Origin of the sequence: Halorubrum salinarum (genome assembly GCF_013267195.1) — an archaeon.
In the GTDB taxonomy this organism is placed as follows: Archaea; Halobacteriota; Halobacteria; order Halobacteriales; family Haloferacaceae; genus Halorubrum; species Halorubrum salinarum.
On record NZ_CP053941.1, the window covers coordinates 1,004,793 to 1,027,291 of the forward strand.

Consider the following 22,499-nt stretch of genomic DNA (forward strand, 5'->3'; position numbering starts at 1 on the left):
TTCTCTCTGAGTTCCGGTCCGGCAAGCGCCGATAACGGTTCTTCTCGTCAGTTAGACGGAGTCTTGGCGGCTGTCCATCGCGACGCCGTCGGTGAGTCTACCGTGTGGCGAGCCACGATGCTGACGAGCGCGAGTGCCGTCGCTGGTCAACGTGAGCGCGATAAAGAAAGACCGCGTGTGGGTCGGCCCGCGAGGGCCGATGGTTCGAAGCTACGAGTCGCGACCGTCAGGCAACGATGTTACTCGTTGCGGCGGGTCGCGAGCAGCGCAGCGGCGATGAGCGCGACGAGCGCGACGATGGCACCGAAGCCGGGCGTCTCGCTGTCGGAGGAGCCGTCGGACCCGTCACTACCGTCGGAGCCGTCGGAGCCATCCGAACCGTCGCTGCCGTCGGAGCCGTCGGACCCGTCGGACCCGTCACTACCGTCGGAGCCGTCGGACCCGTCGCTACCGTCGGAGCCGTCGCCACCCTCTTCGAGGGTGAGCGTGGCGGTCTGCTCATCGTCGTCCGTGAAGACGCCGTGCTCGTACTCACCAGCGTCGAGGCCGGACGTGTCGACGTCCGCGAACTCGACCGTGGTGGACTCGCCACCCGCGAGGGTGACTTCCTGACTGGCGACCGCGTCACCGCCGACGCGGAACTCGACAGTCTGGGTGACCTCCTGGCCACCAGTGTTCTCGACGGTGGCCGTCACGGTCAGCGCGTCGCCGACCGTCGCGGTCACGTCCTGCGGGTTCAGCTCGGAGACTTCGAGGAAGGCGGCCTCGCCGACCGTCTCGACGACCGTGCCGTCTTCCTCAGCGCTGAAGGTCGCCTGCTGCGCGGTCACGGTGAACGTGTCGTTCACCGAGGCCTCGCTCAGGTCGAGACCCGACGCCTCGAACGTGCCGTCGGCCTGGACGGTCACGCCCTCGGCGGTCTGGACGAAGCCGGGCGAGACACCCGAGTCGGAGCGCACGCGCACGTTGAACTCCTGCCCGGGCGCGACGTTCGTCGTGCCCGTGATGGACTGGTTCTCGGCGGCCTGCACTTCGACCGGCGTGTCGAATTCGCCCGTCGCGTCCTCGTACGTGAACGTCGCCGTGGCGGTCTCGTAGAACTCCTCGAGACCGTCGGCGTCGTCAAGCGCGTCCTCGTCGGGGTCGAGCAGGCGCTCGTCCCGGACCTGGACGCGGACCTCGAAGGCGTCCTCGTCAGCGATGTCGCTGCTGAGGTCGAGGTTGTTCTCGTTGAAGGCGATGAAGTAGTTGCCCTCAGTCGAGATGACCGTGATGTCGCCGTCGTCGAACATCGACGTGACGTCGGCGGTCTTGCGCGGCGAGTTCGGCGCGGTCGTGTCGGCCGTCTGCCGGATGCGGATGTCGATGGCACCACTGTCGACCAGCGTCTCGAGGTCACCGTTCAGCTCGAGGGGACCCTCGAGGCCGGTCGCGGTGAGCTCGTGGACGAGAACGTCGCTCTCGGTGAGCGTGTCGGTCTCGACGACCGTGCCGTTCTCGACACCGTTCGTGATGTCGGTAACGGTCTCAACGTCCTCGAAGACGTCAGCCGAGGAGGTCCACAGCTGGAAGCCCTCGACGGAGCGCTCGTTGAGCTCGAGGTCACCGACCGCGTCGGAGTTACCGTTGGCGGTCGCGACGAAGCTCGTGTCACTCATCTCGATCGGGTACGTACCCGCCGCGAGCATGTTGTTGAGGTCCGTCTCGGACTCGTTTTCGAAGGTGACCGTCGCGTCGCTGTCCGAGTCAGCGAGGAACGCGACATCACTGCCGGAGACACCGGAGGCGCTGGTGTTGCCAGCGATGTAGGTGTTGAAGCCGACCGTGACGCTGTCCTCGCCGCCGGATTCGACGGTGACGTTGGTCTCGTAACCAACCTCATCGTCGTCACCGATGGTGAGGTACGCGGTCTCCAGGTCGCCCTGGAAGTTGATCGTGATGTTCGCAACGTCACCGCGCTCTTCGGTCACGAAGCTCTCCTCGAAGGTGATGTCACCCTCGGGCGCTTCGACGACGGTGAACTCACCAGACTCGGCGGTGACCGCCGAGTTGTCATCGGTGACTTCAACCGTGTAGGTACCCGTCTCGCTCTGGGTACCGAAGTCGACGACGACCTCGCCGTCACTGTCGATCGTGGTCTCGACCGTGTCGACGACATCTCCGTCGGAGTCGAGCAGGTCAGCCGTGATGTCACGGTTGATCGCGTCGGACGTGACCGTCGCGGTCACGGCGTCGCTCGTCGTGAATTCCTCTTCGTCGGACTCAACGTTGAGACCGAGGTTCCGGATTTCGAGGGTGGACACAGTGCCCGCATCGTTGGTGATGTTGTAGTCACCGGTCTCGAAATCATCGGTGTCGAGGACGTAGACAAGACTGTTTGTACCGGTACCACGGGTCCGACTGACACCCGGGCCGTCGATGTCGAAGGAAGCGCCGATGGTGCCGTTCTCGAGCGCAACGTTCTCACCGCTGAAGGCTTCGAACGTCGTGCTGGAGTCCGTTGTGTCAACGGTGGTCGGCGCGAAGGTAACATCAACAGCGTCGCTGCTGAGATCGTTACCAGATGTGTCCGTAACACCGGTCACGGAGACGTTTTGGACATTATTGTAGACTGAAGTTGTGCTGATCTGAACCAGTCCAGGTGCGACCTCATCACCGGAGATGTCGATGGAACTTCCACCGACGATGGTTCCGTTGCTGAGACCGATTTCCGCATCACCGTTGGAGACATCGACATCCTCCGAGAAGGCGATCTCAAGAACGGGCGTCGAGGTCCCGTTCTCGTAATGGGTCGCCTTACGGATAGTGGGCGCCTCAATATCAGAGGTGACCGTACCAACGGTCTGATCTGTCAGCTCAAAGGTTCCGTCCGCGTTGGCGTCAACGTCGGCAGTGACGTCAAAGCTACCGGATTCCGTGAGAGAGACCTGGTCAGCGGTGAACGAGACGTTAAGCTCGTCACCGGCAAGGCCGTTGTTGTCATCCCACTCGATGGTAATCTCGTTCGCTGAGTCATCGAGGTTGCTGCCGACGTTTGTGGTGTTGGTGCCAGCGCCGGTGCTCTCAACGGCCTGGTTGGTCAGACTCGCCGAGGACAAGTCGAATGCGTCCGGGAACTTGAACGTTACATTCGCGTCAGTGTCCCCATTGCTGGTATCCACACCATCCAAGTGTATCTGGATGTCATAAGACTGTTCGCCTGCATCCGCTGTGGTGGGCGAAATGCTCCCTTCATTCGTGCCACTGGCTTGCGCAGCAGCGGGAGCGGCCGCAAATCCGACAGCGACCATGGAAACTACCATGACCGCCGCGAAGAAGACCGAACTGGCCTTCTTGCGTGTGGTTGTGTCGTTTGTCATTGTTGTGTTGTGTTCTGCGTCGCGACAGCCTGCTTTGTCCGCGTCTGGGTCGCCCGTTCGTCGTCGCCAACTATCTCGTCGGAGGGCAACCGGACTCGACTCGGATTACTTGCGTTCTGTCGCATTATAGGGTAGGGGCTGCGTTCGCTTGTTGAAGCGTTCAGTATAAATGCTTTGTGTGGTCCATCGAAGTGTGTGAACGTGTATCACAGAGGTTTGAGGCGGGTGAGACGCCCGTTTTCGGATTCGGACCTGAACTCGGATGTCTGCCAAATCTCGGGGGGTAAGGAGCGTGGGACCTTCCGAACGAATCACTTCGCGCGCAGCGAACAGAGAGCCGGAGCAGATCGCCACCGAACGGCATAAACTGTTCGCGCACCTATCTGACGACGGAGCTTTTCGCTCCCGTAAGCGACCGGGCACGGTAGGGGATTTCGCCCGGTCGCGTGCGGTCGATACTACTCACCGGTAGCGGGTACGCCCTGCCCGGCTCCGAGGCGAAGTCGCGGGAGGGAAGTCAGTCGTCTCGCGTGTGTGCGCGAAGAGTAATCAACCAGTATCTCAGTCGGCACCCGCCGCCGCTCCGCTCTGCTCTCGTCCAGGCGACCCGGCGGTGTCGCTCGCGTCCTCGTCTACCTCCGCCGCCAGCGTCTCCACGTTCGCGAACACGAAGCCGGCGAAGCCGACGCGGAGCAGGAGGTCGAGGTACTCCAGCGTGACCGCCGCGGTGAACGTGTCGAACAGGCCGGCGATCTGGAGCATCGCCCACGCGATCAGCACGCCGAACGCGAACAGCACGAGATTTCGCGTCTTCTTGTAGAACAGCTCGCGGGCGGGCGGCTGCCGGGCGGCCGCATTCGCGATCGGCCCGAAGTACAGCCCGACGAGCGCGACGTAGCCGACGAGGATGCTCGCCGTGCCCGCGGTCGCGAGCGCGCCGTCGAACACCGCCGCGACGTCGTAGCCGAGCCGCATCGCGACGATCAGCGCGACCACGCCCGCGACGTACCGCCGGCTCGCCCCCGAGACGAACGCCGCGAATCCGAACAGGAACGGGTACGCCACGTAGTCGGAGAGCAGCTGGCCGGCCTCCAGCGTCCCGTTCGCGACCGCAAACGTGCCGATCCCGGCGGCCCACGTGCCGATCCCGACGCCCGCGAGCGCCACGACCGCGACGAACGGGTAGCAGTACCGCCGCAACTTGGCGGGCTTGCGCCGCGCCAGCGCGAGCAGCACCACGGCCGAGACCGCGTACACGCCCGCGGACGCGAACCGCACCGTCGACGGCTCAATCATCGGCGCTCACCTCCGCGTCGCCGGCGGTCGGACTCGCGGCGGCCCTCGCCGCGCCCCCGGCCTCTCCCGCGTCCGCTCGCGTCTCGAACTGCGCGAGCCGCTCCGTGAGCGACGCGGTGCGCTCGGAGAGCGCGGTCGCCGTCTCCGCGAGGTCGCCCACCGTCTCCGCGGTCTGGTCGGCGGTCTCGGCGAGCGTCCGGGCGCGGTCGGCGGCGTCGGTCGCCGAGCCGTGGACGGCCTCGACGCGGGCCGCGACCGACTCGATCCCCTCGGCGCCCTCGTCGGTCGCCCGCGCGATGTCGCCCATCGCGACGTCGACGTCCTCGACGGTGCCGGTGAGCTCCTCGATCGCCTCGCCCGCGGCCTCGACCGCCGCGGTCGTCTCGTCGAGCTCCGTCATCGTGCGGTCCATCTCGCCGGCGACCGCCGACACGTCCTCCGTCACGTCGCCGATCGTCGCCTCGATCTCCGTGGTGGACGCGCGGGTCTCCTCGGCGAGCCCCTTCACCTCGTCGGCGACGACCGCGAAGCCGTCGCCGTCGCCGCCCGCCCGCGACGCCTCGATCGAGGCGTTTAACGCGAGGATGTTGGTCTGCTCCGCGATGTCGGCGATCACGTCGGTCGTCTCCGCGACACCGTCCATCCGGTCGTCGAGGCCGGCGACCAGCTCGTCGAGCTCCTCGAGGAGGTCGGCGATCGCGGTGATCGCCTCGACCGCCTCGGTCGCCCGCCGCTCGCCCTCCGCGCCGAGCTCCGCCGCGGCGGTGGCGTCGCCGGCCACCTCGTCGGTGGTGGAGGCGATCTCCTCGACGGTCGCGGAGAAGTCGTCGGTGTCGTTGGCCGTCTCCCGTAACCGCTCGGTCTGTGCGTCCAACTCGTCGGCCAGCTCGCGCATCTCGGCGGCCACCTCCTGGTTCATCGCGGCCACGTCGTCGGCCTCCGCGGCCATCTCCTCGCTCGTGGCCTCCACGTCGCCTGCGAACGCCTGGATGTCCTCGACCGTCGTCGAGAGCCCGCCGGTCATCTCGTTGTACGCGGCCGTGATGCGCTCGATCGCGTCGACCTCGCTGTCGGCGTCGAGCCGGCGGGTGAGGTCGCCCTCGGCGGCGTCCTCCATGGCGCCGCCGATCTCCTCGGCGCGGTCTAAGAGGGTGTCGGACAGCTCCTCGGCCTCCTCGCGGGCCGCCTCCGCCTCGGACTGCGCCCGCTCGGACTCGGCGACCGCGTCCCGGAGCGACCGCCGCGTCTCGTCGAAGGCCTCGAAGAGCCGCCCGATCTCGTCGCCGCGGTCGGAGGTCGCGCTCGCGTCGAACTCGCCGCGCCCGACCGCCTCCGCGGTCTCCGTCAGCCGCCGCAGTTCGACCGCGACGTTCCCGATAAGGACGATACCCAGCAGGCCGAGGTTCAGCGTGACGACGACGCCGACCGACGCCAGCGCGGCCGTCGCCGCCGCCGCGGTGCCGACCGTCGCCACGTGCCCCGCGAAGAGGGCGATGAAGCCGAGGGTCACGGCGAGCGTCGCGAGGACCGCCGCCCCGACGCGCCGCCCGTACCGTGCGGTGATCGCGTTCAACATCTGTTGTCCGTCCGAAGGAAGCTACCCTATTTAGGAGTAAAGGCCAAATTATACGAGCCGATAATTCGGTATGCTCGCGGACGCGCCCGAGCGGTACCGCTGCGACGCCTCGGAACGCCGGGGTCGAACGCCTCTCAGGCCGGGGGCGGTGTTTTTCCCGCGGCCGCGCGACGGGGGCCCATGCCCAGCGTCAGCGAGACGTACATCGAGAACCGCCAGCGCGTCCAGCCCACTCACACGAACAACTACGCCTCCGCGCACGGGGGCAACGTCGTCAAGTGGATGGACGAGATCGGCGCGATGTCCGCGATGCGCGCCGCGGGCGAGACCTGCGTCACGGCCAAGATCAACGCGCTCGACTTCAAGCGGCCCGTCCCGCAGGGCGACACCTGCGTCATCGAGTCATATGTGTACGCGGTCGGGCGCACGAGCCTCCGCACGCGGATTCGCGCGTACCGCGAGTCCCCGCGGACGGGCGAGCGCGAGCTCACGACGGAGTCGTACTTCGTGTTCGTCGCCGTCGACGCCGACGGCAGCCCGACGCCCGTCCCGGAGCTGGAGGTCGCGGGCGAGCGCTGCCGCGAGCTCCGCGAGGAGGCGCTGGCCGGAGAGCCGGACGAGGACCGGTAGGCGAAGCGCGGTCTCGCGGGTCCCGCAGCGACACGTCCATGTGAGTCCGGAGTCACCGATCCGGTATGCGGAGAGCCGCAGCGGTGCTCCTCGCCGGCCTCGCGGCGGCGGGCGTCGCCGTCGGACTGTTGACACTCGTCGGCGCGTCGACGGCGCTGATCCCGACCGGCGCGCTCGGCGCGGCGATCCCGGTGGCGCTGATCTACGCCGTGATGACGGCGGCCGAAGGCGACGCGTCCGGGTGAAGTCCTCGGCGCCCCGAGCCCCGCCCGCCGCGTCACCTGACGATCCGGTCAGTAGTCACCGAGCACGCCGAGCCGCCGCGCGCGCCCCGTCGCCAGCTGGAAGACGAGGTACCCGCCGACCAAGTAGCCGACCGCGACCGCGGCGAGGAGCGCGAGGTCCGCGATCGGGAACTCCCACAGCCGCACGCCGTCGACCATCACGCGCTGGAGCATGGCGCTGCCGTGCGCTAACGGGAGCACGCGCGTCCACGGCAGGTCGAAGACGGGCGCGGAGATCAGCGCGACGAACCCGAACTGGAGGAGGTTGAGCCAGTTGCCGATCCGCTTGTAGAGGACGGTCACCCCGCCCGCGGCGAAGCCGAGGCCGAGCACCGAGACGATCGACAGCCCCGCGACGACGACCACGGTCACGGGCGCGAGGCTGAGGCGCGTCCCGGTCGCGAGGAGCATCACGGCGAGGATCACGGCGCTCGTGAGGAACGTCCGCACCACCTTCGCGACCCCCTTCAGCAGCGCGACGGGCGCGAAGCCGAACGGCGTGGTGATGTGTCGTTCGAGGGTGCCCCACTGCACCTCGCTGCCGATGTCGTTCGACACCGACGAGTACGCGCCCACCGACAGCGTCCACAGGAAGTAGCCGACGACGATCCCCTCGATCGAGTCCGCGAGCGCCTGCCCGGCGAGCAGTTGGCCGCCGAGGAACAGCGCGGCGAAGAAGAACAGCGACACCACGATCCCCCCGATCGCGTTGGCCGGGTAGCGCACGAAGATGAGGAACTCCCGGTAGAGGACCGCCCGCGCGAGGTGGTAGTAGGTGGCCGGGCGCGGCTCGTCGGTCGCCCGCGCGCCGTCGGCGGCGTCGGCGTCGCCGGTCGGCTCCGCCGTCGACGCCGGTCCCGCGGAGGCGTCCCCGCTCACGGGGACCCGCCTCCGAGCACCGACCCCGTGCGTTCGAGGAACACCTCTTCGAGGTCGGGCTGGACCGTTCGGATGTCCGAGACGGTGACGCCGGCCGCCCGCAGCGCGTCGGTCAGGTCGTACAGCCGGTCGCCCCCGGCCGCGACCGTCACCGCGGGCGGCTGCGCGTCGCGGTCGACGCCGACGACCTCGAACCGCTCGCGCAGGCCCTCGACGGTCTCGGGCGTGAGGTCCGGGCTCGCCACGCGCACCGCGTCGCTCGCGGCGGCGCCCAAAAGCGCCTCGACGGTGTCGTCGGCGACGATCCGCCCGTTCGACAGCATGACGACGCGGTCGCACACCGCCTCGATCGTCGTCATGTCGTGGCTGCTGACGACGATGGTGAGCCCCTCCTCGGCCGCGAGCCGGCGCAGCTCCGCCCGGAGCGTCCGCGCGCTCTCGACGTCGAGCCCGAGCGTCGGCTCGTCCAGGAACACGAGTTCGGCGCCGCCCGCCAGCACGCTCGCGAGCGACACCTTCTGTTTCATGCCTCGAGAGAGATCTCGAACCGGCGTGTCCGCCTTGTCCGCCAGGTCGAGGCGGTCGAGCAGCCGGTCGTGGCGCGCCGCCACGGAGTCGGGGTCGACCCCGCTGATCGTCGCGAAGTAGCGGAGGTTCTCCCGGACCGTGAGCCGCCAGTAGTCGTTGCGCGCGCCCTCCAGCATCGCGTCCACGTCGGCGTAGGCCGCCCGGCGCCCGTCGCGCACGTCGGCGCCGAACACCCGGACCGAGCCCGCGTCGGGGATGACGATGCCGAGGGCGCACTTGATCAGCGTCGTCTTGCCCGCGCCGTTCGGGCCGAGCAGGCCGACCACCGACCCGCGCTCGACGGTGAGGCTCACGTCGTCGACCGCGACGACCGCGTCGTCGCCGTCGCCGAACCGCTTCGTGAGCCCCTCGACCGCGAGGGCCGGCGGGCCGGGCTGGTCGTCTGGCGGTTCCGCGCCGCCGTCCGCGTCCGTCTCGTCGCGCTCGCGGGGACCACCGCGCGCGCTCGTCGCGCTCCGTGCCATCGCCCTCTGGTACGGGCCGGCGGCGGATATATCCGCGCTCGCCGGCGACCCCTGGTGTGGACCTCGACCGCTTCGCCGCGGACGCTCCGGACGACGACGCGCCCGGCGACGCCCGCGTCTGCGTCGTCGCGACCCGGCCGGACACGTTCGAGCGCTGCCGCGACGGCTTCTACCCCGCGCCGCGCTCGTACGACCGCACCCGCGCCGACTTCGACTACATGGCCTTCTACCGTACTGCCCCGGTCTCTGCGGTCACCCACTACGCCCGCGTCGTCGACCGCACCGAACAGGCGCGCGGCGACCCCGGACCGATGGACGAGGGCGACTGGGCGGCGCTCATCGACCCCTTCTCCGAGGAGCGCGTGGTCGTCGTCTTCGCGTTCGACGATCTCGTGCCGCTCGATAGCCCCGTCGAGAACGACCTGAACGGCGTGCGCGGCGCGTGGTACTGTTCAGTCGACGACCTCCGGCGCGCCGAGACCCTCTCCACACTCCGCGAGGCGGCCGAGGAGTAGCCCGAGTCACCCGCCGTCGGCGCGGACGGAAGGCGTCGGGGGATCGACGCGCACGGTCCGATCGCGGTCGGCGGGCGCCGTGGCGGCGTGCTCGGGGTGAAGACACGCGAACAGCGCCTCCAGCGAGTCGACGAGCCGGTGGCTCGGCCGGTTGAACAGGGCGTTGCCGTCGACGGCGTAGACCCGACCGTCCGCGACCGCTCGGAGGTCGTCGAACTCCGGCCGGTCGGCGAGGTCCCCGACTGCGTCGACGGCGCGGTCGCGGGCGAAGCCGCAGGGCGCGACGACGAGCACCTCGGGGTCGAACTCGCGCACGTCCGCCCACGCGACCGGCTCGGAGGGGCCGTCGGGCTGGAACGCGGGGTCGCCGCCCGCGATCTCGACCATGTCGCGCACCCAGTGACCGGCGCGGATCGGCGGGTCGGTCCAGTCGAGGACGGCGACGCGGGGGCGTCCCTCCTCGGCGACCGCGCGCTCGGCCCGCTCGCGGACCGCGTCGACGCGCTCGCGGAGGTCGGCCCGGAGGTCGCTCGCGGCCGCCGCCTCGCCGACCGCGGTGCCAACCCGCTCCACGTCGTCGAGCGCGTCGCGGAAGGAGTGCGGGTCCAGAGCCAGCACCTCGGGCGCGGGGTCGAGGCGCGCGGCGGCCGCGCGGACCTCGCTCGCGTCGACGGCGCAGACGTCGCAGGTCGCCTGCGTGACGAGGAGGTCGGGGTCGAGGGCGGCGAGGCGGTCCTCGTCGAGATCGTAGACCGCGCCGTCGACCTCGCGCATCTGTTCGTCGATGTCGGCCGCCGAGCGGTCCGCGTGGTCGACGACCGTGCTCGTCAGCGTCAGCAGGTCCCGGGCGGCAGGCGGGTGGTCGCAGCTGTGCGAGACGCCGACCGGCTCGACGCCGAGGGCGAACAGCGTCTCCGTGGCGGAGGGGAGCAGCGAGGCGACGCGCATGGCCGTACGGACGCGCTCGACGGGCAAAAACGAGGGGACCGGCCGCGGCTACCTGGCGGGGAGCCACGCGAGAACGGGCTGAACGACGACGTACGCGGCGTACAGCAGGGCGCCGAACGCCAGCAGGAACGACGCCGAGCGGAACCACTCCGCGGTCTGGGTCGGAGCGAGCGTGTTGATGAGCGTGACTGCGAGCAGCGTGCTCAGGAGGACGAACCGCGCGTCGCGTCGGTCCATGGACGAGCGTGGAACGGGACGGGTGAAATCGGCGGCGGTTCGGGGCGAGGACGAGGCCTACCCCGTGACGGCGTCCGCGGTCGCCGTTGCGTACGCGGCCGCGAGGTCGCCGTTCGGCAGCGCGTCGAGCGCCGCCGCGCAGCCCCACCGGATCCGGTCGCGCCGCTCGCCGGCCGGGAGCTTGTTCGTCGCCACCGTCTCGGCCGTGTCGAGGGTCGCCCGCGCGGTCGTCGCGTCGCCCTCGGCCGCCGCGTCCGCGGCCGCCGCCAACAGCTGTTCGAGGCTGGCGCGCACGTCGTGGGGAACCTCGTCGGGGTCGGTCACGGCTCCGGTCGCGTTCCGTCTGGGTCGGCCGCCAGCCTCGCGAGGACGAACTCGGTGCTGCTCCCCAGCGGGTCGGTCGCGGTCCGCGTCTCGAGGTCGGCGAACCCGGCCGCGCGGAGCTGGTCGAGCGTGCGCTCGCGGCCGGGCGCGGAAAAGAACATCTCCCCGCCCATCCAGCCGCGCCGGACCGTCTCGAAGCGCCCGCTCGGCAAGGTCATCAAGAGCCGGCCGCCCGGCCGGAGGACGCGGGCAAACTCGTCGTACACCGTCGGGTGGCGCTCGCGCTCGACGTGAAACACCGCGTGGTAGGCCGTGATTGCGTCGAAGCGGTCGGCCGCGAACGGGAGCGCGGACATCTCGCCGTGGACGAGCCGCGCGTCGGGGACGGTCTCGCGGGCGAGGTCGAGCCCGCGGCGCGAGACGTCGAGCCCGACGCTGCCCGGCGGGAGGTTCGCCAGGGTGCGGGCGCCGTCGCCGCAGCCGACATCGAGGACGAGCGGGTCGCCGTCGGTCGCGACCCGCGGGTCGCTCGCCAGCGCGTCGAGCAGGTCGTCGATCAGCGCCGCGTCCGAGCCGTCCGGGTCGCGGCGCTCTGCGTACGTCTCGGCGACCGTGTCCCACGCGCGGCGCACCGCGTTGCGGTCCATACGGACGCGACGGGCGCGAGCGACATGATTGCTCGGGCGGATTGGCGACGCGCCGCCCGCGCCGGCCGACCGGCCACGACAGCCGCGACGGCCGCGCCGAGCGGGGAGCCGGCGGTCGGGAATTTATGCCGGCGGGCCGCGAGGGCGACGCATGGAGATTCTCCACACCTGCCTGAACGTGGCGGGCGCGGACCGGACCGCCGACTGGTACGTCGACGCGCTCGGCTTCGAGCGCTCGTGGGAGTTCACGGTCGCCGACGGCGACACTCGCAACGTGTACGTCGCCGACGGGAACGGCGTCGAGTTCCAGCTGTCGGACACGCCGGGCGAGGAGCCGAGCGCGGACGGCGACCGCTACGACCACGTCGCCGTCGGCGTCGACGACGTGGACGCGGCGTTCGCCGATATCGACCACCACGGCGTCGTAGAGGCGCCGACCGACCACCCGGAGGCCGGCGCGCGCGTCGCCTTCGTGAAGGACCCCGACGGCCACGTCGTCGAGCTGATCGAGCCGCTCTGAACGGCCGTCTCGGGGGGTTCGAAAGAAGAGTGAGAGCGCGTTAGCCGTCGGCGCGGCGGACTGCGACGACGACGAGCAGCGCGACGGCGACCGCGAGCGCGACCGCGCCGAGCGTCGGGATCGAGAACAGCCCCGGCTCTTCGACCGGCGACGCCGCTCACGGGACGGCGACGCGCGATAGAAAGTCGGGGTTCGAGGCGGGGTCGTGCCCGACCGCGTCAGTCGTCGGCCGGGACGCGCGGCTCCGCCGGGGGCTCGGACTCCTCCGTCTCGCCCGCCGGCTCGTCGACCGCGTCGACGTCGGGGGTGTCGTCGAGTTCGTCCGCCTCCTCGGACCGGTGACGCGCCTGGACCTCCTCCCAGGTCATCGCCTCGTCGTAATGATGGCACATGACAACTACCAACACGGACTGGGCGCTTCTAAAAGTTACGCCGAATCTGTCGAAAGAGGGCCTCTGAGCCGCCTACGCGTCGGCGTGGGGTTTGACGAGCACCTTGATCGCCTCCCGCTCGTCCATCATGCGGTAGCCCTCGGCGACGTCGTCGAGACCGACCGTCTCGGTGAAGATCGGCGCGGGGTCGAGCGTCCCCTGGAGCACGTCCGCCATCAGCTCCTCGGCGTAGGCGCGGACGGGAGCGACCCCGCCCGCGAGCGTCACGTTCTGCCCGAACATGCCGAACACGTCGAGGCCCTCGTCTTCGACGCCGTAGGGGACGCCGACGTACCCGATCGTGCCGCCGGGACGGACCGCGTCGATGGCGGTGTTCATCGCGCTCGCGGCGCCGACGCACTCCATCACGTGGTTCGGCCCGCCGTGGGTGAGCTCGCGGATCCGCTCGACGGCGGCCTCGCCGCGCTCGGAGACGGTCTCGGTGGCGCCGAACTCCTCGGCGAGTTCGAGGCGGTCCTCGTGGTGCCCGACGGCGACGATCCGCTCCGCGCCGAGCCGGCGCGCGGCGAGGACGCCGCAGAGCCCGACCGCGCCGTCGCCGATGACGGCCACGGTCGACCCCGCCTCGACGCCCGCGCTGACGGCCGCGTGGTGGCCGGTGCCCATCACGTCGGTGAGCGGGAGCAGCGACCGGAGGGTGTCCTCGTCGTCGGCGTACCGATCGGGCACGCGGACGAGCGTGCCGTCGGCGTGGGTCGAGCGGACGTACTCGCCCTGGCCGCCGCCGTTGTCGCCGCCCCACGAGTCGCCGTTCTCGCAGGAGGTATGGAGCCCCTTCCGGCAGAACTCGCACTCGCCGCAGGAGATCGCGAAGGGGGCGAGCACGCGGTCGCCGGGCGCGACCGAGGTCACGTCGTCGCCCACTTCCTCGACGATCCCCATCGGCTCGTGGCCGACCGGGGAGCCCGCGTCGCGGTCGCTGTCCCCGCGGTAGAACCAGAGGTCCGAGCCGCAGATCGCGGTGTGGGTGACGCGGACGATCGCGTCCGTGGGCGCCTCGATCTCGGGGCGCGGTCGCTCTTCGACGCCGATGTCGCCGGGTCCGTTGAAGACGGCTGCGCGCATGGCGTCCGCTACCGTCGCGCGCGGCAAAAATGAGCGGGTGTCGGAAGCCGAGGCGGACGGGACCCGATCGACCGATCGCCGGGCCCGTCCGGGGTCGGGCGACCGCTCAGGCGGCGGTGCCGTTCGTCGGCGGCTGCTGGCCGCCCGGCGGCGTCGGGCCGGTCGAGCCGCCCGCGCCGGGCGGCGTCCGGTCGTTCGTCACGAGGAAGTCGGCCAGATTCCCGATCAGCGCGTCGTTGTCCGCGCGTCGGGCGTTCTCCGGCGACAGGAAGTCGCCGTCGCCGATCATCACGACCTCGTCGTTGCGCACGAGGAGCGGCGCCTCGGTCGCCTCGCGGGTCGTGGAGAGCTCGCTGCCCTCGATCGGGCGCAGCACGTCGCTGCCGCCGACGGCCGTGCCGACCGGGGTCGCCGACGGGAACACCGCGCGGTCGACGCCCTCGGTCAGCGCCGAGTCGCCGGTCGCCTCGGCGTACACGCGCTGGTAGTTCAGGTCGTTCTCCGCCATGTTGTACACGTAGCCGGGCCGGGTCGTGACGTCGAGCGTCGCATCGAGCGACGCGGCGCCGGGCTGGGAGTACGCCGCGTCGGGCTCGGTGGCGAGCACGACGTGGCCGCCGGACTCGACGAACGACTCGATCTCGTCGAGCTGCTCCGGCTCGTAGTCCGTCCGGAACGTCACGAACGCGTCGGCCTCGGCGAGCCGCTCGCCGAGCTGCGTCGGCCGATCGGCGCCGGGCCGCGCGGGCGGTCGGCGCTGGTCCGGGTCGGGCACGTACACGTCCACGTCGTGGCCGTTCTCGATGAGCGCGTTCGCGAGCGGTCTGATGTCCCGGTCGTCGACGCCGCCGCCGCCGAGCCCGAGGAGGCTGATGGGGAAGGCCGGACCGGGACCGCTCGCCTCGACGCCGGGGTCGACGAGGACGGTCTGGGACGCCGCCGAGGCGTCCATCTCGACGGTCGCCTGGCCGGGGTCGTCGTCGACGACGACGTCGTCGTCGAGGTAGTGGTCGTTCTGTATCTCCGGGGCGGGCGCCGCGCCGTCGGCGGTCGCGAAGCCGACGGCCGCGGCGCCGCCGAGGACGGCCGCGAGGGTCACGACGAACGCGACCGCGAGCGTGGCGACGCGGGTCACGCGCCGACACCCCCGCTGAGCCGCGCCGTCTCGTTGCCGGTCGCCGTCCACTCCGTCGACGCCGCGCCGGCGTCACGGAGGTCGGGCTCGGAGAAGCGCTCGATCGTGTCCACGTGCGGCACGGCGGGCGTGTAGACGTACGTCGAGGGCATCGGCTTCACCTCGGCGTACCCGGGGTCGTTCGCGTGGATCGCGACGAGCCCGGAGTCGGTGCGGACGAGGAAGGGGATGCCGAACTCCTGTCCGGTCTCGCGGGTGTCGACCGTGTACTCGCCGAGGTTCTCCTCGGTGGCCGCCGCGTGGATCGCCTCGTTGAGCGAGCCGATCTCGTCGGCGAAGCCGTTGTTGACGGCCTCGGTGCCGAGGTACGTGTCGGCCTTCGCGACCTCTTCGCGGGGCATCTGGAACTCCTCGCCCCGTTCCGCCATCATCGCGTCGATGAACGTGTCCGCGAGCGTCTCCTGTTCGGCCCACGCCTGGGTCGGGTTGCTGCCGGCCTTGTCGGGGCCGCTCGGACCGAAGGGCGTCGAGCGGGCCGACGGCGCGGGGGCGTTCAGTCCGATGCTGCCGACCGTCGAGGTCGGCATCACGTAGATCTCGTCGGCGGGCGCCATCGCGTAGTAGCCGCCGGAAGCGCTGATCGATTGGACGCTCGCGATGACGGTCATGTCCTGGCTCGTCCGCTGGACCGCCTTGTACATCCGCTCGGAGGCGACGGGCGCGCCGCCCGGCGTGTCCAGTTTGAGGACGACCGCGCCCACCGAGTCGTTGGCGCGGATGTCCGCCAGTTCGCTCTCGACGTCGTCGGCGAGGGCCGTGTTGATCGGTCCCTCGATCTCGACGACGGCGACTGTGTCGTTCGGGTCGTTGGTCGCCGCGTACACGCTCGGAGCGAGCACGGCGCCGACCAGAGCCGCGGCCAACACGACGACAGCCACCTGCTGTCGCGACGTGAGGGCCGTGGAGGGCTTGTCTGCTGACATCGCCGTGTAACAACTGCGGCAAATGTGTGAAAAAAACAACGATGGAGCGCCGGCGCCGAGCGCGGTACGTCGCCGACGAATCGAGAAGCGCTACGGGCCGCGCCGCCGCGGGACGCGGCTCAGATCCCGCCGCCCGCCATCGCGAACAGCGCGACGGCGATGATCGCGAACAGCCCGCCGACGCCGGCCTTGATCGTCCCCGTGTCGAGCGCCGTCGAGACGTACGGCGCGATCTGGCCGCCGAGCGTCGTCGCCGGGACCGTCCAGACGACCATGTTCCACGGCGTCGTCGCCAGGTCCATCGTGTGGCCGCCGACCAGCCCGCCGCCGAACACGTGGACCACCGAGGCCAGCACGGCCGTCGTCGCGACGACGATGTGGTTCGTGCCGATGGCGACCCGGACCGGGACCTGCGTGCGGAGCATCGAGATGATCCCGAGCTCGCCGATCCCGAAGCCGGCGAGCCCCTGGAACACGCCGCCGACGCTGTAGTTGAGGAACCGTTCGAGGTAGCCCCCGCGGGAGTAGGTGTAGTCGTCGCCGTCGCGGTCGACGCGCGTGACGGTGCCGGAGTCGTCGGTGTCGACGCCCGCCGGGCCCAGCTTGTTGTCGTCGTCCGGGAGGTCGGGCGAGGGGCCGCCGTCGGTCGCGACCTCCTCGTCGTCCGCGCCCCCGGTCGGGTCGCCGTGACCCAGGTTGGCCTTGAACAGGAGGTACGACGCCGCCAGCAGCGCGATCCCGAGCAGGGCGTGGAACAGCGGCTCGGGGATGACGAACGAGAGGAGCGCCCCGCCGACGACGAAGGGGACGCCGCCCAGCACGAGAGACAGCGAGAGCCGCCGGTCGACGAGCCCGTACTGGATGAACGCGAGCGACGAGCTCGACAGCCCGAACGACTCGCTGATGAGTCCGATCTTCACCAGCGTCGTCGGCTCCAGGGGGTACGCGACCAGCGGGAAGACGAAGATGAGGAACGGCACGAACAGCGCCGACCCGCTGATCCCGACGGTGTTGACGATGGTGGCGCCGGTGACGAACGCCAGGAACAGCCACCAGTACTCGGTCCAGTAGTCGACGCCGGCGTCGGCCGGCGTCGGCGCGAAGGCGTACACCCCCGCGACGAACAGGAGCGGGGCGAGGAACACGAAGACGTGTTGGTAGCGCAGAAAGGCGCGCTGAAGGTCGCTCGACAGTGACGTGCTCATTGAGGCGTGGAGCGCGAATTACGTGGGATATTATAAATGCGTTTCCACACGTCACGATAGTGATGAACGATCGTCAACGTCGCGGAGGTCGCCACAGCGGCCGCGAGGCCGGCGAAATACGGATCGCCGTCCGAACGTTTCCGCAACCGTAAATGAATACTCTGTGACAGAAAGAAACCGTTAAACGGAGCCGTCGGTCAACCCGCGGATCGAACGATGACGCGGGAGCTCGGGACCGCGGCGCGCGGCGGCTCGGGAACGACGCCGCGCTCGACGCGCGCGACGACCGCACGGCAGCGAGCGACGACGGCGGATCGAGGAACGCGGGGGACGGCGCGGTGAACGACGGCGCGACCCTCCGGATCGTCGACGAGCCCGACGACGAGCCCGACGGCGCGGTCCCCGCGCCGGTGCCGCCGGCCGACCCGGAGGCGTGGTACGCGCCGGACGTCCGGGCGCAGTACGAGGCGGCGCCCGGCGTGGTCGCGACCGTCCGCGAGCGCGACGGCGGCCGGTTCGGCTACGACGTCCGCGAGCCGCCGCTGTCGCCGGCCGACGAGCGCGCGCTCGACCGCGTCCGCGACCGCTTCTCCGCCGTGCGTCACCGCCGCCCGCTCACGCGGGTCGGGGTCGTCGAGCGCGCCGAGCGGGGGTTCGAGCCGAAGTACGCGACCGCGATCGACCGGTTGGTCGACGCGACCGCGGCCGCGCGGCGCCGGATCGACTACCACGCGCTGCGGGAGTTCCGGCTGCTCGGCGAGCTCACCCCGGTCGCGCTCGACGACCGGATCGAGGTCGCGGACGTGGGCGACGACCGCGAGCTGGTCGTCCACACCGAGACGTTCGCGCCGCTGGAGACCGGGATCGACGCCGACGCCGACTACGTCGAGCGGGTGGCCGCCGAGCGGCTCGCGCAGTACGCCGTCGAGTTCGCCGGGCTCTCGGTCGAGGTGGTCGTCTACCGCGAGCGGCTGCTCGGCTCCGACGCGTTCGAGACGAAGTACGCCGTGCTGGAGCCGGACCTGCTCCCGGGCGACGAGGCGCTCATCGAGGAGTGTAAGTCGCGGATCTGGGAGACGACCGTGAGCGACGTGATCGAGGACCGCGAGTCGTTCGTCGCCGCCCGAGCCCGACGGTTCCTCTCGCGGCGGCTCACCGCGCGCAACACCCGGGCGTGGCTCGACGCCGCGGTTCACCGGGCGCGGGCCGCGCTCGCGGACCGGGGGCTCGCCGCGCCGCCGGTCGACTCGCGGTACGCCCGGGACCGGCTCGACGACCTCGCGTACTACGTCCTCCGGGACTTCGTCGGCGAGGGAATCCTGACGGTCCCGATCCGCGACCCCCACCTGGAGGACGTGGAGGCGAACCGCGTCGGCGAGCGCGTGAAGGTCGTCCCCCGCGCCTCGGTCCTGTCGGGGGCGGCCGACGACGGCTTCGGTTCCGGGGACGGCGGCGCCGAGGCCGGCGCCCGCGTCCCGACGAACCTCGCGTTCGAGGACGAGTCGACGTTCGTCGACGTGGTCACGGGGATCGCCGCCCGCGACGGCACGGAGCTCAACGCCTCGACGCCCTCGGCGAAGGTGAACCTCGAACTCGACGGGGTGCCGCAGACGATCCGGTGTGCGGTCGCGCTGCCGGTCATCTCCGAGGGCGGGCCGCACGTCTCGATCCGGAAGCAGCGCGCGGACGCGCTCACCCCGGTCGACCTGATCGAGCGCGACACCCTGTCGGTCGACCTGGTGACGCTTCTGTGGCTGCTGTACGAGCACCGGGGCGTCGTCCTCTTCGCGGGCCCGACCGGCGTCGGCAAGACGACGCTGCTCAACGCCCACGCGCCGTTCATCCCCTTCGACGCCCGCCCGGTCTCCGTCGACGAGGGCTCCCGCGAGGTCCGCTTACCCCACGAGACCGGCGTCTCGCTCACCACCCGCGACCACGAGGACGCCTACAAGTCGGTGGGGATGGCGGAGCTGATGACCGAGGCGAACTACCTCAACCCCGACGTGGAGGTGATCGCCGAGATCAACACCCCGGAGAGCTTCGAGACCTTCGCCGAGAGCCTGAACACCGGCCACGGCGTGATCGGGACGACGCACGCCGAAGACGCCGAGGCGCTCGCCAACCGCCTGCGCGAGCGGGACCTGCCAGCCCGCCTGCTCCGCGAGGTCGACCTCGTCGTCTTCCCCCGACAGGTCGACGGCGAGCGGTACGTCTCCCGGGCGATCGAACCGCTCTCCGAGGCCGCGTACGACGACCTCGACCCGGCGGCGAAACGGAGTCCGAGCGGCGACCCGAAGCGGGGCGGCGCGGGCGTCGTCGAGGCCGGCGGCGAGTCCGTGCGCTACAACACGGTCGCGTGGCGCGACGGCGACGGGGCGTTCCGGTTCCCCGGCGCGCCGGGCGGCGACGCGGAGGGGTCGAGCGCGGGCGCGACCGTGGCGGGCGACGCTCCGAGCGACGGCCGCGGCGGCCCGCGGTTCCGCGTCTTCGACCGGATCGCGACCCGGACCGACCGCGACCGCGAGGCGGTCGCCGCCGAGTTCGCGTCGAAGCGCCGCTACGTGGAGTACCTCGTGCGCGACGGCGTCGACGACCCCGAAGAGCTGTTCGAGTTCCTCGCCGACCTCCGCACCGACGAGGCGGCGACCGTCGAGCGCGCCGCGCGGACGATGGATCGGGACGGCGACGGGGACCGCGACGGCGACGGGACCCGTGACGGCTCAGCGGAGCGGGGGCGACCGTGAGTCGACGGCGCGCGACCGGGACGGTCGGAGCGAACGCGGGCGAGGGGAGAACCGCAGAGTCGGGCGCGGGCGAGGAGAGGACTGTCGAGGCCGGCGCAAGCGACGCCGACGCGGCCGACGCACTCGCGGCGGGCGGCCGCCTGGCGGTCGTCGACCGCGTCTGCTACGCGCTGTTCGCGCGCCACGCGAGCGACCGCCGACACGACGCCGACCGGAAGCGGTACCGCGGGACCGCGCTCGGGACCGGCTTCGAGACGTACCTCGCGCGGGCGTACGGCCTCTCGTGGGTCGTCGCGGCCGCCGTCTTCTTCCCCGCCCTGGTCGTCGCGGCGGGCGCGGCGCCCGCGGTCGCGGCCGCGGTCGAGGCGCGGTTCGGCGCGGCGCTGCTCTCGGCGGGATCGACGGCCGTCCCCGCGCCCACGCCGGACTCAGTGGGGCCGCTCCGGACGGACCACGCCGCGCTGCTCGTCGCGGTCGCGGTCGCGCTCTGCGCGAAGCGCGCGACGGTGGCGGCGGCCGGGGTCGGCCTCCGGTGGGCGGTCGCGACGCGGCGGACGGACATCGAGCGCACGCTCCCGGGGGCGGTGCGGTACCTCGAACTGCTCTCGTCCGGGAGCGACGCGCCGCGGGCGATGCTCCGGAAGGCGGCCGACGGCGAGGCGTACGGCGCCACCGCCACCTCGCTGCGGAAGGCGCTCAACGCCGCCCGGCTCGCGGGCAGCCTCGACGAGGGGCTCCGCCGCGTGGCGCGGGACACGCCCTCGCGGGAGCTGCTCGCGCCGTTCCTGCTGAAGTTCCGGAAGCACGCCGCGACCGGGGACGAGGCGCTCTCCGAGTTCCTCGCCACCGAGCGCCGGATGCTGTCCCACCGGCAGGACCGCGCCCGGAAGCGGGCCCGGCGGTTCCTCGAACTGCTGACGGAGCTGTTCGTCGCCGTCCTGGTGTTGCCGGCGCTCCTCGTCATCGGCGCGACCGCGCTGTCGGTCGTGATCCCCGAGCTGCTCCCGCCCGTCGAGACGCCCGTCGGCGTGGTGCCGACGCGGGCGGTGGTGCTGTACGGCGCCGTCGCGTTCCTCGTCGCGTTCGGCCTCGCGGCCGCGGTCGCGGTCGGCACGCTCCGCCCGCCGAGCCAGCGCGCGAGCTACGAGGCGCCCGCGGACCCGCGGGCGGTCGTCGCGACCGCCGGCCGCAACCCCGCGAGCACGGCGGTCGTCGCCGCGGGGCCGGCGGTCGCGCTCGCGATCTGGCTCGCCGTCGCGGGCTACACGCTCGTCAACGTCGTCCTCGTCGGGTACGCCGCCTTCGCGGTGCCGGTCGGGCTCGTCGCGGCGCGCCGCACCCGGATCGACGACGCGAAGGACCGCGAGCTGGCCGACTTCGTCCACGCCGTCTCGGGCCACGTCGCGCAGGGGCGCCCGCTCGAAGCCGCGGTCGCGGCGGTCGCGCGCGACGCCGACCTCGGCGTCCTCGACGACGACGTGGCCGACCTCGCGTTCGCGCTGCGCTCGACGATCGCCCCCGACGGGGCGACCCGAGCGAGCGCCGGCACCGGGGCGGGCGGGGTCGACGTTCGGGCGGCCGCCATCGACCGGTTCGTCGACCGCGTCGACACCCCGCTCGCGGCGCGGACGCTCGGGCTCGTCACGGGCGCGCTCGACGCGGGCAGCGACGCCGACGCGGTGTTCGAGACGCTCCGGATCGAGGTCGGGCGGCTGTACAGCGAGCAGCGCGCGCTCCGCTCGGCGATGCAGCCGTACATCGCGGTGGGGTGGGCCGCGGCGGTCCTCGTCGCCGGCGTCGTCGCGGTCGTGAACACGCAGGTGGTCGACGCCGCGCGCCTAGCGGAGATCGCCGCCACCTCGGAGGCGGTGACGGAGCCGGAGGGCGTGTATCCGGAGTTGGAGCGCTTCCGGCTGTACGTCGTGACGCAGGCGACCGTGCTGGCGTCGGGGTGGTTCGCCGGGACCGCGGCGCGGGGGCGGTACGCCGCGCTGCTCCACTCGGGCGCGCTGGTGGCGTGCTGTTACGTGGTGTTCACGGTCGGCGGGCTGGTGTGACGCGCTCGCGGCGACGGCGTCGCGTCCCCCGGTTTCGCGGCGCGTGGTTTTATCCGGACGCGGTCTGACAGGGCGACCATGTTCGGGAGTTCGAGCGACGACCTGACCGACGAGGGCGGCTACTACCACGCCGCGACCTCCGACCTGTACGTCGTCGACGAGGGCGAGTACTACGTCGTCGCGACGGACCGGAAGGGGCGCGACGACGTGGCGTACATCGTCGAGCAGGACGGGAAACACGTCGTCTCCGAGGGGTACAGCGGCTGGGGCGGCGTTCTCGACGGCGACACGCTGTGTTACGTCGTCGAGCAGGACGGGAAACACGTCGTCGCCGAGGAGTACAGCAGTTGGGGCGACGTTCCCGACGGGGACACGCTGTGTTACGTCGTCGAGCAGGACGGGAAACACGTCGTCTCCGAGGGGTACAGCGGCTGGGGCGACGGTCCAGACGGGGAGCGCTTCGGCGAGTTCGACGCCGATCTGCCCCCGGTCCTCGGCGTGGCGGTGCCGCCGCGTTCGGTGACGGGGATCTGACCTCGCCGACGCCGCGCCGACACGAGCCTTTTCTGCCGCGCCCGCGTAGGTCGACCC

Annotated in this window: 21 protein-coding genes; 7 read left to right on the forward strand and 14 right to left on the reverse strand. The window is 71.3% G+C overall.

Annotated elements, in window-relative coordinates; genetic code table 11:
• Positions 1-239: 239 nt before the first annotated feature.
• From HPS36_RS05125 to HPS36_RS05135, 3 genes are all read right to left on the reverse strand, one after another.
• On the reverse strand, positions 240-3,359 hold the full coding sequence (locus tag HPS36_RS05125) for a BGTF surface domain-containing protein (protein WP_173228890.1): 3,120 nt from the start codon (positions 3,357-3,359) through the stop codon (positions 240-242).
• A gap of 561 nt (positions 3,360-3,920) precedes the next feature.
• On the reverse strand, positions 3,921-4,655 hold the full coding sequence (locus HPS36_RS05130) for a G protein-coupled receptor family protein (RefSeq protein ID WP_173228892.1): 735 nt from the start codon (positions 4,653-4,655) through the stop codon (positions 3,921-3,923).
• Complete coding sequence (locus HPS36_RS05135) at positions 4,648-6,231, reverse strand: methyl-accepting chemotaxis protein (RefSeq protein WP_173228894.1); 1,584 nt, start codon at positions 6,229-6,231, stop codon at positions 4,648-4,650. The genes HPS36_RS05130 and HPS36_RS05135 overlap by 8 nt, the downstream gene beginning before the upstream one ends.
• 180 nt (positions 6,232-6,411) lie before the next feature.
• On the opposite strand from HPS36_RS05135, the gene HPS36_RS05140 reads away from it, so the two are divergent.
• On the forward strand, positions 6,412-6,861 hold the full coding sequence (locus HPS36_RS05140) for an acyl-CoA thioesterase (RefSeq protein WP_173228896.1): 450 nt from the start codon (positions 6,412-6,414) through the stop codon (positions 6,859-6,861).
• 65 nt (positions 6,862-6,926) lie between these two features.
• The gene (locus HPS36_RS05145; RefSeq protein ID WP_173228898.1) at positions 6,927-7,106 is read left to right on the forward strand and encodes a hypothetical protein; all 180 of its coding nucleotides are present in this window, start codon (positions 6,927-6,929) and stop codon (positions 7,104-7,106) included.
• 48 nt (positions 7,107-7,154) lie between these two features.
• On the opposite strand, the gene HPS36_RS05150 is transcribed toward HPS36_RS05145, so the two are convergent.
• Together HPS36_RS05150 and HPS36_RS05155 are read right to left on the reverse strand one after the other, a co-directional pair.
• Positions 7,155-8,024 carry an ABC transporter permease gene (locus tag HPS36_RS05150; protein ID WP_173228899.1) on the reverse strand — a complete coding sequence of 290 codons (870 nt, stop codon included), beginning with the start codon at positions 8,022-8,024 and terminating at the stop codon, positions 7,155-7,157.
• Positions 8,021-9,076, reverse strand: coding sequence for an ABC transporter ATP-binding protein (locus tag HPS36_RS05155; RefSeq protein ID WP_173228901.1), 1,056 nt, complete (start codon positions 9,074-9,076; stop codon positions 8,021-8,023). Before HPS36_RS05155 ends, HPS36_RS05150 begins: the two co-directional genes overlap by 4 nt.
• A 56-nt stretch (positions 9,077-9,132) precedes the next feature.
• Between HPS36_RS05155 and HPS36_RS05160 the strand changes: the two genes are divergently transcribed.
• Complete coding sequence (locus HPS36_RS05160; protein ID WP_173228903.1) at positions 9,133-9,591, forward strand: hypothetical protein; 459 nt, start codon at positions 9,133-9,135, stop codon at positions 9,589-9,591.
• Between the two features lie 6 nt (positions 9,592-9,597).
• Here the strand turns inward: HPS36_RS05160 and HPS36_RS05165 are convergent, their stop codons facing one another.
• The 4 genes from HPS36_RS05165 to HPS36_RS05180 are packed head-to-tail and all read right to left on the reverse strand — an operon-like array spanning position 9,598 to position 11,747.
• On the reverse strand, positions 9,598-10,539 hold the full coding sequence (locus HPS36_RS05165; RefSeq protein WP_173228905.1) for an ABC transporter substrate-binding protein: 942 nt from the start codon (positions 10,537-10,539) through the stop codon (positions 9,598-9,600).
• Positions 10,540-10,587: 48 nt separating this feature from the next.
• Complete coding sequence (locus tag HPS36_RS05170) at positions 10,588-10,776, reverse strand: hypothetical protein (RefSeq protein WP_173228907.1); 189 nt, start codon at positions 10,774-10,776, stop codon at positions 10,588-10,590.
• A 57-nt stretch (positions 10,777-10,833) separates the two neighbouring features.
• Entirely contained in the window at positions 10,834-11,100 is a 267-nt protein-coding gene (locus tag HPS36_RS05175; RefSeq protein WP_173228909.1) for a hypothetical protein, read from the reverse strand.
• Positions 11,097-11,747, reverse strand: a complete 651-nt coding sequence (locus HPS36_RS05180) for a class I SAM-dependent methyltransferase (protein WP_173228911.1) — start codon at positions 11,745-11,747, stop codon at positions 11,097-11,099. The genes HPS36_RS05175 and HPS36_RS05180 overlap by 4 nt, the downstream gene beginning before the upstream one ends.
• A gap of 151 nt (positions 11,748-11,898) precedes the next feature.
• Here HPS36_RS05180 and HPS36_RS05185 point away from each other — a divergent pair, with 151 nt between their 5' ends.
• Positions 11,899-12,267, forward strand: coding sequence for a VOC family protein (locus tag HPS36_RS05185; RefSeq protein WP_173228913.1), 369 nt, complete (start codon positions 11,899-11,901; stop codon positions 12,265-12,267).
• 218 nt (positions 12,268-12,485) lie between these two features.
• On the opposite strand, the gene HPS36_RS05190 is transcribed toward HPS36_RS05185, so the two are convergent.
• From HPS36_RS05190 to HPS36_RS05210, 5 genes are all read right to left on the reverse strand, one after another.
• Positions 12,486-12,659, reverse strand: a complete 174-nt coding sequence (locus tag HPS36_RS05190; RefSeq protein WP_173228915.1) for a hypothetical protein — start codon at positions 12,657-12,659, stop codon at positions 12,486-12,488.
• A 72-nt stretch (positions 12,660-12,731) separates the two neighbouring features.
• Entirely contained in the window at positions 12,732-13,784 is a 1,053-nt protein-coding gene (locus HPS36_RS05195) for a zinc-dependent alcohol dehydrogenase family protein (protein ID WP_137717227.1), read from the reverse strand.
• A gap of 106 nt (positions 13,785-13,890) precedes the next feature.
• Positions 13,891-14,919, reverse strand: coding sequence for a DUF4350 domain-containing protein (locus HPS36_RS05200; RefSeq protein WP_137717228.1), 1,029 nt, complete (start codon positions 14,917-14,919; stop codon positions 13,891-13,893).
• A complete protein-coding gene (locus HPS36_RS05205) occupies positions 14,916-15,902 on the reverse strand; it encodes a S49 family peptidase (RefSeq protein WP_137717229.1) in 987 nt (328 codons plus the stop codon). The genes HPS36_RS05200 and HPS36_RS05205 overlap by 4 nt, the downstream gene beginning before the upstream one ends.
• 119 nt (positions 15,903-16,021) lie before the next feature.
• Positions 16,022-17,107 (reverse strand): sulfite exporter TauE/SafE family protein, encoded by a 1,086-nt coding sequence (locus HPS36_RS05210; protein ID WP_137717230.1) that lies wholly within the window; start codon positions 17,105-17,107, stop codon positions 16,022-16,024.
• Positions 17,108-17,445: 338 nt separating this feature from the next.
• On the opposite strand from HPS36_RS05210, the gene HPS36_RS05215 reads away from it, so the two are divergent.
• From HPS36_RS05215 to HPS36_RS05225, 3 genes are all read left to right on the forward strand, one after another.
• A complete protein-coding gene (locus HPS36_RS05215) occupies positions 17,446-19,851 on the forward strand; it encodes a type II/IV secretion system ATPase subunit (RefSeq protein ID WP_173228917.1) in 2,406 nt (801 codons plus the stop codon).
• Positions 19,848-21,908, forward strand: coding sequence for a type II secretion system F family protein (locus tag HPS36_RS05220; RefSeq protein ID WP_173228919.1), 2,061 nt, complete (start codon positions 19,848-19,850; stop codon positions 21,906-21,908). The genes HPS36_RS05215 and HPS36_RS05220 overlap by 4 nt, the downstream gene beginning before the upstream one ends.
• Positions 21,909-21,986: 78 nt before the next feature.
• The gene (locus tag HPS36_RS05225) at positions 21,987-22,442 is read left to right on the forward strand and encodes a hypothetical protein (protein ID WP_173228921.1); all 456 of its coding nucleotides are present in this window, start codon (positions 21,987-21,989) and stop codon (positions 22,440-22,442) included.
• Positions 22,443-22,499: the final 57 nt, after the last annotated feature.